Annotated in this window: 7 protein-coding genes; 3 read left to right on the top strand and 4 right to left on the bottom strand. The window is 68.6% G+C overall.

Annotation, left to right across the window (positions count from 1 at the left end):
• The 3 genes from WA805_RS24390 to coaD form a co-directional block, all read right to left on the bottom strand.
• Positions 1–473: nuclear transport factor 2 family protein (locus tag WA805_RS24390; protein WP_425243499.1), on the bottom strand; the 473-nt coding region annotated here is incomplete at its 3' end.
• A gap of 95 nt (positions 474–568) precedes the next feature.
• Positions 569–1405: an aldo/keto reductase gene (locus tag WA805_RS24385; protein WP_424560926.1), complete on the bottom strand. Its 837-nt coding sequence runs from the start codon at positions 1403–1405 to the stop codon at positions 569–571.
• A gap of 104 nt (positions 1406–1509) precedes the next feature.
• On the bottom strand, positions 1510–1965 hold the full coding sequence (gene coaD, locus WA805_RS24380) for a pantetheine-phosphate adenylyltransferase (protein WP_422291078.1): 456 nt from the start codon (positions 1963–1965) through the stop codon (positions 1510–1512).
• Between the two features lie 51 nt (positions 1966–2016).
• Between coaD and WA805_RS24375 the strand changes: the two genes are divergently transcribed.
• The gene (locus WA805_RS24375) at positions 2017–2679 is read left to right on the top strand and encodes a hypothetical protein (RefSeq protein WP_425243498.1); all 663 of its coding nucleotides are present in this window, start codon (positions 2017–2019) and stop codon (positions 2677–2679) included.
• On the opposite strand, the gene WA805_RS24370 is transcribed toward WA805_RS24375, so the two are convergent.
• Positions 2676–3863: an aminotransferase class V-fold PLP-dependent enzyme gene (locus WA805_RS24370; protein ID WP_424560927.1), complete on the bottom strand. Its 1188-nt coding sequence runs from the start codon at positions 3861–3863 to the stop codon at positions 2676–2678. The genes WA805_RS24375 and WA805_RS24370 overlap by 4 nt on opposite strands.
• A 27-nt stretch (positions 3864–3890) precedes the next feature.
• Between WA805_RS24370 and WA805_RS24365 the strand changes: the two genes are divergently transcribed.
• Together WA805_RS24365 and WA805_RS24360 are read left to right on the top strand one after the other, a co-directional pair.
• Positions 3891–4694: an SDR family NAD(P)-dependent oxidoreductase gene (locus tag WA805_RS24365; protein ID WP_425243497.1), complete on the top strand. Its 804-nt coding sequence runs from the start codon at positions 3891–3893 to the stop codon at positions 4692–4694.
• A 133-nt stretch (positions 4695–4827) separates the two neighbouring features.
• A partial coding sequence (locus WA805_RS24360; RefSeq protein ID WP_425243496.1) for a hypothetical protein occupies positions 4828–5232 on the top strand: 405 nt, incomplete at its 3' end.

Below are 5232 nucleotides of genomic sequence, written 5' to 3'. Positions count from 1 at the left end.
TCCTGGCCGGCGTAGTCCGGGTCGAGGTAAATGAAGCACCGCTGGATCAGCCAGTCACGGATCTCAAAGACGTCGCACCAGCGGCCGGCGCCCGATTCGGGGACTCCCGCGCGCCACGGACCGTCCTGATGCTCGCCGTGGCTCGTGCCCTCGACGACCAGCAGATCACTGCCGGAGAAGATCCAGTTGAAATGCGAGTAGTGGTGAGTGATCGACTTGAGCGTCCCGCCCACGTCGCCGAACATCTTGCCGATCTCCGCCTTGCCGGTCGCGAGTCCCCACTTCGGGAAGTAGACCTGCGCGTCTTCGGCGAAGAGGTCGAGGATACTGCCACCGGTCGAGGTGACGCCGCCGTTGTCGAACGCCTTCAGGTACTCAAGGGCGACCGATTTGCGCTGCTCATCGGTCATAACGTCGCGCGACAATGCCATGAGCCTGCCTCTCCCCTGTTCCGCACCGAACTGCTTCAGCATGTGATCGGGCGGAAGCGCGTGTCAAGCGCGCAGGTAGTCGCAAGCGCGCTCGACGGCGTGGGCGTCGCGCTCGACGTCGCCGGGAGCGGAACGGGCTACCGGCCGGCGAACTTGTCAGGGTCAGGACCAGTGCGCTCGTTCTTGTTCAGCAGCGTGATGTCCTCGACGTCGGTGGCGGGCAGCTCGAAGTCGAAGATGTCGATGTTCTCCCTGATCCTGTCCGGGGTGACCGACTTGGGGAACACGATGTCGCCCCGCTGGATGTGCCAGCGCAGCACGACTTGAGCCGGGGTCTTGCCTGCCCGCGCGGCGATTGACTGGATGGTCGGGTCGGCGAGGACGCCCCCCTTCCCCAGCGGTGACCAGCCCTCGACCGCGATCTGATGCTCCGCGCAGAAGGCGCGCACCTCGTCCTGGGTCAGGTACGGGTGCGTCTCGATCTGGTTGACCGCCGGAATAATCTCGGTCTCACCATGCAGCCGCCGTAGGTGATGGGGCTGGAAGTTGGACACGCCGACGGATCGGGCCCGGCCTTCGCGGTAGAACTCCTCCAGCGTCCGCCAGGTCTGCACGTAGTCACCGCCGTACCGGGTCGGCAGTGGCCAGTGGATGAGGAACAGGTCGACGTACTCGGTGCCGAGAGCCTTGAGCGTCCCTTCGAAAGCCTGGCGTGCATCGTCCGGCTCATGCGCGTCGTTGCTCAGCTTGCTGGTGACGAAGACCTCACCGCGGTCCAGGCCCGACCTGGCAATGGCCTCGCCCACCTCGGCCTCGTTGCCGTACATCTCGGCGGTATCGATGTGCCGGTACCCGGCCTCGAGTGCCGTGCTCACAGCGGCCGCCGTGTCCTTCGGCTCAATCTGGAAGACGCCGAACCCGAACTGCGGAATGGCCTGACCATTGTTCAGCCTGATGTCCGGAATGGAAGTCACGAAAGAACTCTCCCTAGCTCGAATCGCGTATACGGACCCGCGACACCTGCCCGGATCGGGACGGGCTACACAACGGGTCGCGACATCGCACGTCGCACAACTGCCTACTCCCTGACCGCTCGGGTGTCGAGCCCGCGCAGAACGGTCGATGACACAGCCGCCATCCAGGGCCGCGCGGGCAGGAGCAGCGTGGTGATGCCTATGACTTCGTTCATGGCCGCCAGCTGAGATTCATGACGAAAGTCGGACCGGTTGCGCACACCGCGAATGATCACGTTGGCGCCGTGGTCTCGGCAGAACGCGACGGTCAGCCCGGCCCACGTGGTCACGGAGACGTTGTCCCAGTTCGCGGGAAGTTCCCGGCGCAGCCTGGTCCCTCGTTCCGAGGGGGCGCTGGCTGGATGCTTCTCAGCGTTGATAGCAACGAGCACGGTGACCCGCGCGAAGAGGTGCCGTGCCCGTTCGATGATGTCGATATGACCGGGCGTGATGGGGTCGAAAGTGCCGGGATAGACCGCATGCTCCGCCAGCCGGCTCCCGCCGGTCGCGCCTACCACCATCACAGATTAACGCCACTGGTTCCGTCACGGCGGCGGGCATAACCTGGCCAGGTGAACGGGGACGGCAGCCAGCGGAATGACGCCGGATCCTCGCCGCGGGCCGACGATTCCGCGGCCGATGTGGTGGAACAAGGCGGCCGTCGCTTCTTCCCGTCCCTGAATTGGCCGTCGATGAAATGGCGCCCGCCGCGGGGCGCCATGATCCTGCTCGCCGTGGGGCTGGTCATCGGGCTCGCCGCGGGATACGCGACCGGATACCGGCAGGCACCGAGGAACGCCAGCGCGCCGCCGACGCCCATCTCCGGCCCAGCCTCAACGGTGTTCACGGATGGCCTGGCGCTGACCCAGGACACCGGCACGTGTTCCGTGCAGTCCGGCCGGGAACTCCAGCTCGGCGTGCAGGTCACCAACCAATCCGGGGGGGCGATCGGGCTCGGCGGATTCCGCACCGTGCTTCCCCTCAGCGGCCTCAAGGTGGTCTCGCAGCGATGGGCGCCGTGCGGGGCGATCGGGGCAGTACAGGTGCCGGACACCCTCGGGCCCGGTGAAAGCACCTGGCTCAGCGTCACCGTCCAGGTCCTCGTCGCCTGCCCAGCGCCGATTCCTGTCCAGTTCGCCGTCGGCTACACGTACGCCGGGAAAGCCGCCACCATCAACCTGCCCGGCTTCCCCGACCTGGGCAGCGTGCCTTATACCGGCTGCCGCAGCGGCTAGGCCCTGGGAGCGGGGAGCGCGGCGATGAGCCGGTCTAGTTCGGCGTCGGTGTTGTAGTAGTGCACGGAGGCGCGGACCAGATCGGGCAGGCCGCGGTGCGCTAGGTCGAGCTGCGCGTGCGAGACGAGTGACACGCTCGTGTTGACACCGCTCGCCGCCAGGTGCCGCTGAACCTCCTGGGCAGGCACGCCCGCCACGCTGAAGGTGACGATCGCGCAGCGTCGCAGGCCCTGGTCGTGCACCCGCACCCCGTCAATCGCGGCAAGCCGCGAGCGCAGCTCGGCCGCCAGCGCGGTCACCCGGGCCTCGATGGCGTCGAGCCCCCAGGACAGCGCGTACTCGACCGCCGTGCCGAGGCCGACCTTGCCCGCGTAGTTGGTCTCCCAGTTCTCGAACCGCCGCGCGTCGTCGCGGATCTCGAAGCTGCTAGGGCCGGTCCAGGTCGCGGCGTGCAGGTCGAGGAATGGCGGCTCGAGTTTGTCCAGCATCTCGCGCCGCACGTACAGGAATCCGGTGCCCCGCGGGCCGCGCAGGAACTTCCTGCCGGTGCCCGACAGCATGTCGCAGCCGATCCGCCGCACGTCGATACTCAGCTGGCCAGCCGACTGGCAGGCGTCAAGCAGGAACGGGACACCCGCCTCGCGCGCGACGGCGCCGACCTCCTCGGCGGGGTTCACGAGACCGCCGTGGGTGGGAACGTGGGTCATGGCGATGAGCTTCACCGTGCCAGGACCGCGCCCAAGGCGCTCCTTCAGGCCGGCGACGGAGAACTGGCCATGCTCGTCATCCTCGATGACCTCGACGACCGCCCCGGTTCGCCTGGCGACCTGGAGGTAGGCGATCACGTTGCTCGCGTACTCGGCGCGGGCCGTCAGGATGCGGTCCCCCGGCTTGAACCCCAGCGAGTAGAACGCCATGTCCCACCCTCTGGTCGCGTTCTCCACCACCGCGATCTCGCCGGGCTGGCAGCCGAGCAGCCGCGCGAGCTCCGTGTAAACGGCTTCTACCTGGTCGTGCGCGGCGTCGGCGGCCTCGTACCCGCCGATCTCCGCCTCCAGCCGCAGGTGCGCGATGACCGCTTCCGTCACGGCGGACGGCGGCAGCGCCGCCCCTGCGTTGTTCAGGTGTGCCACCCTGGCGACGCCGGGGGTATCACGCCGGGCACGGGCAACGTCAAAAGCCACGAAAGCACACTAACCGAAGGAGACAGCGTGACCAGCGACCACACCGCGATCGTGACGGGCGCCAATCACGGCATCGGGGCGGCGACGGCGGAGGCCCTGGCCCGCCGCGGCTGCGCCGTGCTGTGCACGTACCTCCGGGTGGCGGACCCGGAAGACCCCGGCATTCCGCGCACGTTCCGGGACAACCGCGCCGCCGACGCCGCGGCCGTCATCGCCCGCATCGAAGGCAACGGCGGCACGGCGTCCGCCGTGGAGGCCGACCTGTCCGACCCGGCCACGCCCGTCCGGCTCTTCGACATCGCCGAGGATCGGTTCGGCCCGGTGGACGTCCTGGTCAACAACGCGACCGGCTGGCTGGCCGACACCTTCGGCGCCGCCGCGACCGACCGGGCCGGCCGGACCCTGCAGCCGGTGACGGCAGAGACGTGGACCCGGCAGTTCACCGTCGACGCGATGGGCGCGGCCCTGATGATCGCCGAGTTCGCCCGGCGGCACATCGCACGCCAGGCAACCTGGGGCCGGATCATCGGCCTGACATCCGGCGGCCAGCTCGGCTTTCCCGAGGAGGTCTCCTACGGGGCGGCCAAGGCGGCCCAGGAGAACTACACAATGTCAGCCGCCCTGGAGCTCGCCAGGTACGGGGTCACGGCGAACATGGTCTACCCGCCGGTCACTGACACCGGCTGGGTCACCGACGCCGTGCGCGAGCAGGTGGCCAACAGCCCGACGCTCATCCACATCGCCACCCCGCAGCAGGTCGCCGACGTGATCGCCTACCTCGCGTCCGACGAAGCCGCCCTGATCACCACGAACGTGATCACCCTGCGGTGACCAGGCCTACTCCCCCTCGCGGGGATCCGGCATGCGGGCCCCGCGAAGCGTCCAGGACGTACATCCCGGGGGCTACTCGAATAGGCCTCGTGGCCGATGCCGGCCGGGCGACCGGCAACCTAGCATTCGTGATATGAGCACTCCTGTCCCCGCGGACCAGGAGGTCCGCGGCTGGCCGGCCACAGCCCGGCCGTATCTGCTCGGCGGCCTGGCGGCGCTTTCCGTCGGCGCGGCGGCCATCCACTTCGCGGTCGTGTTCGAGCACTTCGCCGAATACACCCTGTACGGCGTCTTCTTCCTGGTGATCTCCTGGGCGCAGCTGATCTGGCCGGCGGTCCTGCTCTGGCGGCCGTCGCGGCTCTGGCTGTCGCTGGGCATCGCCGGGAACGCCATCATCATCGTGGTGTACGCGCTGTCGCGCACCGTCGGCCTGCCGTTCGGCCCAGACCTGCACAGTGCTGAATCGGTCGGCGCCCTGGACGTGGTGAGCTGCGTCCTCGAGTTCGGGCTGATCGTCGGCTGCGCCGCGCTGCTGTGG

Origin of the sequence: Trebonia sp. (assembly GCF_049794275.1) — a bacterium.
Taxonomy (GTDB): domain Bacteria; phylum Actinomycetota; class Actinomycetes; order Streptosporangiales; family Streptosporangiaceae; genus Trebonia.
Note: the sequence above shows the minus strand (reverse complement) of the source record. Positions and strands in the feature narration are given on the sequence as shown.